This window comes from Mucilaginibacter pedocola (genome assembly GCF_002013915.1).
Lineage (GTDB): Bacteria > Bacteroidota > Bacteroidia > Sphingobacteriales > Sphingobacteriaceae > Mucilaginibacter > Mucilaginibacter pedocola.
Genome location: NZ_MBTF01000028.1, coordinates 1 through 4,150, shown reverse-complemented (window position 1 = coordinate 4,150; position 4,150 = coordinate 1). Strand labels below are relative to the sequence as shown.

Below are 4,150 nucleotides of genomic sequence, written 5' to 3'. Positions count from 1 at the left end.
TATGTACAATGGATATATGCCGATACGGTAACAACCACCAATTACGACCTGGAGGGCAATAATCCTGTGAGTAATTACCAGGTGAACATCTACGGCAACCCCGCCCACATGCAGGTCACCGAGCAAAAAACGGGGGGGAGCGATGGTATTGTACAGCGCGTGTTATCAAAATACCCGCACGAAATGGTTGCCGATGGCGCAGGGGCACCTTACCCGGCTATGATTGCCGCCAACCTGGTAGAAAAAAAGATAGAGGACGATTATTATAAGGACTTAACTTTCCTGCAAGCGGTAAAAACCGATTATGGCGATTGGGGGAACCAGGTATTTGAACCTGCGGGCATACAAACCAAAGCTGCCGGGGGCAACTGGGACCCACGCATTGTGTTCTATGGCTATACCACCAGCGGTGGCCTGCAAAGCCAATCGAAATACCTTGGGCCTAAAAGTAGTTACCTGTGGGGTTACGACGGCTTGCTGCCTGTTGCCGAAGCAAAAAATGCTGCTTACAATGAAATTTTCTATGACGGCTTCGAGTCTAATACTTTGGTGCCAACGTCCGAGGCCCACACGGGCACCCGCGCTAAGTCTGGGGAACATACGGTCAATTTTAGCCCGCCGGCAGGTAAGAGCTATTTTATCAGCTGGTACGAATTGGTAGCCGGTAAATGGGTTTACAAGAAGGAAGCCTACACAGGTAGTAAAACTTTTGATGCAGTAAGTGGTGTTTACCGCGATGATATTTGCATTTATCCCACCGATGCACTGATGAGCTTCTACACCTTCGACCCCGCCGTAGGGGTAACGGCCGTAACCGACGTAAAAGGCGAAACCGGTTTTTTTGAATACGATAATTTTCAGCGACTCAATAATGTCCGCGACCAATGGCTCAACATTGTTAAAAACTACCAATACAATATCAGTACACCCGCGCCAACCAACGTGTATTATAACGAACTACAAAGCCAGGCCTTTACCAAAAATTGCACGGTAGGCATTGGCAGCACGGTAAATTACCAGGTGTATGCCGGTACTTACAGCTCTGTTATCAGCCTGCAGGATGCCAATAACCAGGCCCTTGCTGATATTGCCGCTAACGGCCAGGACTACGCCAACAGCAAAGGGGAATGCGCAACCGGTAACCGGCCAATCACTTTCGTTAATTCCACCTACCCGCCAACGGGTACTAAAACATCGGGTATTACGAGTATCAAATTAAAAAATGCGGCGGGTACAGTATTGTTCACTTACACGCAAAGCCAGGTAAATGCCGGCATAGAGCCGCCGGTGGGTACTTATAATATCGAAATAGAAACCTTCGGTTCGGCTTATAACCAGAGCACGCAACAGGGGTGGACACAGTTGTCCCTGTCTAATCAAAATTATTCGGCATACTATACTGTGCTAAGGTCGGGAAGTACAAACATCTACACATTTCCTAATATCGACCTCAACTTAGGAACAGCCTGGTCACTAACCATGTATAGCAGAGCCACCGAATAAAACCAACCACCTAACCTGTCAATTTCATATGCAATTCAGAAAAATATACCATTTTACCGCGCCGCTGATGCTGCTTTTCGGGGGCACGGCTTATGGCCAATCGATAGACCAGAACTATGTGCGGGAGCGCATACCGCGCAGGCCAATAGCTACTGTTACCCAGCTCAATACGCTGTCCGGCAATAAAGATTCGGTAATGACTACCATCAGCTATACTGACGGCTTGGGCCGCCCACTGCAAACCGTACAGCGGCAGGCCTCGCCGGGCGGGAAGGATATTGTGCAGGCTTTCTCTTATGACGAATTGGGGCGCGAACGCAACCGCTACCTGCCCTTTGCCTTAACAACAACTACCGGGTACGGTGCTTACGTAGCTAATGCCCATTCGGTTGGCGTTTATAATTTTTATAACCCCTCGCCGGTACCTTCGCCTGTTCAAAGCCAGCAGGGCAACGGTATCGTTCGTACCCCCAAACCGCTATCCGTAACCGGCTTCGAGGCATCGCCGCTAAACCGTGTTGTAGAGCAGGGCGCCCCCGGGGAGGCCTGGCAATTGCCTGATGCCGGCAGCCCCAACAGCCCATGGCATACGGTGAAAACGGATTATTCTGCCAACGACCAAAGCACTTTTACCTCTGCTATATCGCCCAATAACAAAGGCAGCCACCTGGTATCGAGGTACAAGGCTGAGATACTGGCAAACGGTACCAGGCAACTCAGCCTTCCCGGTACCTATGGCACGGGGCAACTAAGTATCACTATCAGCAAAGATGAAAACTGGAAGCCCGCCGAAGGCTGCGTAGGCATTGTGGAGGAATATAAAGACAAGAACGGCCATGTGGTATTAAAACGCCTTTATAACAAAATAAAAGACGGCTTTAATATAGATGTGGCAGAAATGCTGAGTACCTATTATGTGTACGACGATTTAGGCAACCTGGCCTTTGTGTTACCACCCAAAGCCAACCCCGATGCCGGCATGCCCACCCAGGCTATTTTAGATGACCTCTGCTACCAGTACCGCTATGATGCCCGCAACCGCTTGACGCAAAAAAAGCTGCCGGGCAAAGGCTGGGAGTTTTTTGTTTATAACAAGCTGGACCAGGTGGTAATGACGCAGGATGCCAACCAGCGCAATAAAACCCCACAGGAGTGGTTGTTTACCAAGTATGATGTGCAGGGCCGGGTAGTAATAACAGGCATATACCCACACCCCAACAGCAGTGGGGATAGCAATATCAGCACGCCATCAACGGCGGTGCTTACCTGGTTGCAAGACTATAGCGATCAGCAAACTAATTTATGGGAAAGCCGGACTACGGCCAATACAACCCCGGGCTATACCAACGTGGCTACACCGCAGGGCGTGGTATCGGCCTACCTGTCTATTAACTATTACGATGATTATAATATAGCCGCCAAGCCTGCTAACTATGCAGCGCCCGCCGGTGCCAGCAGCCGCACACAGGGGCTTCTCACCTGTACACGCACCGGTATCTTAGGCTCGGCCACCCGTATGTTGTGGTCTTTTACCTATTACGATGACGACGGGCATGCCATTAAAACCTACGAACAGCATAACCTGGGCGGCAATACGCCCAATTACAACAATTACGATGCGGTAACCACCACCTATAATTTTAATGATGCGGTAACCAGCACCACCCGGGAGCATTTTACCATCTCCAATGCCGGCTTCCCCCAACTTACGGTGGCCAATACGTATTTGTACGATCATATGGGACGTAAGCTGAGCAACTGGCAGCAGATGAAGTACAGGACGATGGCCGCAGATACCAAAACCCTGTTATCGAAAATAGAATATAACGAAATAGGGCAGGTTAGGATAAAGCACATCGGCAGTACCGACAGTACCAATTATTTGCAAAACGTTACCCACACCTATAACGAAAGGGGCTGGCTGCGCGGGGCCACCACTAACGATAATTTGTATAACCTCGATCTGCGTTACAATGCACCGGATAACGGCATAGGCCCGCAATACAACGGCAATATTGCCCAAATGGAATACTTTGGGAAAAATGGACTTAACAGGGGTTTCCGCTACAGCTACGATGCTCTGAACAGGCTGTTGAAGGCGCAATCCAACTCGGGGCTGATGGACGAAACCCTTAGTTACGACAAGGGCGGAAATATTACCAAATTAAACCGTACCGGGCAGCCTTACGGCGAATTAAGTTACTATTACAATAACAGCAACCAAACCAATCAACTGGCCACGGTGTTGGGTGCCGGCTTTACCACCCGCGGCTATTCTTACGATGCCAATGGCAACTCCAAAACGAATGGGGAGGGCAAGTTTATCAGTTACAACGTGCTCAACCTGCCCTCCACGGTTACGCAGGGCGGCTCCACGTTAGCCAGTTATACGTATGCCGCTAATGGTGAAAAACTCAGGAATGTAAGCGCTGCCGATGGTACATGGGATTATATTGGCGGGATAATTTACCAAAATGGTGCCATTAAATTTATACAAACCGAAGAAGGGCGCGCCATGCCTAATGGCACAGGCCTGTACAAATACCAGTACGACCTGAAAGACCACCTGGGCAACACCCGCTCAACCTTCCAGGAATCTGCAGGCATTGCAGACGTAATACAGGAAGACGATTACTACGCCTTTGGC

Annotated in this window: 2 protein-coding genes; both read left to right on the top strand. The window is 49.7% G+C overall.

Features of this window, described 5'->3' with window-relative positions:
- Positions 1 to 1,503, top strand: a 1,503-nt coding sequence (locus BC343_RS31225) for a DUF5977 domain-containing protein (protein WP_162276905.1), incomplete at its 5' end; no start/stop codon positions are given.
- A 28-nt stretch (positions 1,504 to 1,531) separates the two neighbouring features.
- On the top strand, positions 1,532 to 4,150 hold a 2,619-nt coding region (locus BC343_RS20300; RefSeq protein WP_078349649.1), incomplete at its 3' end, for a DUF6443 domain-containing protein.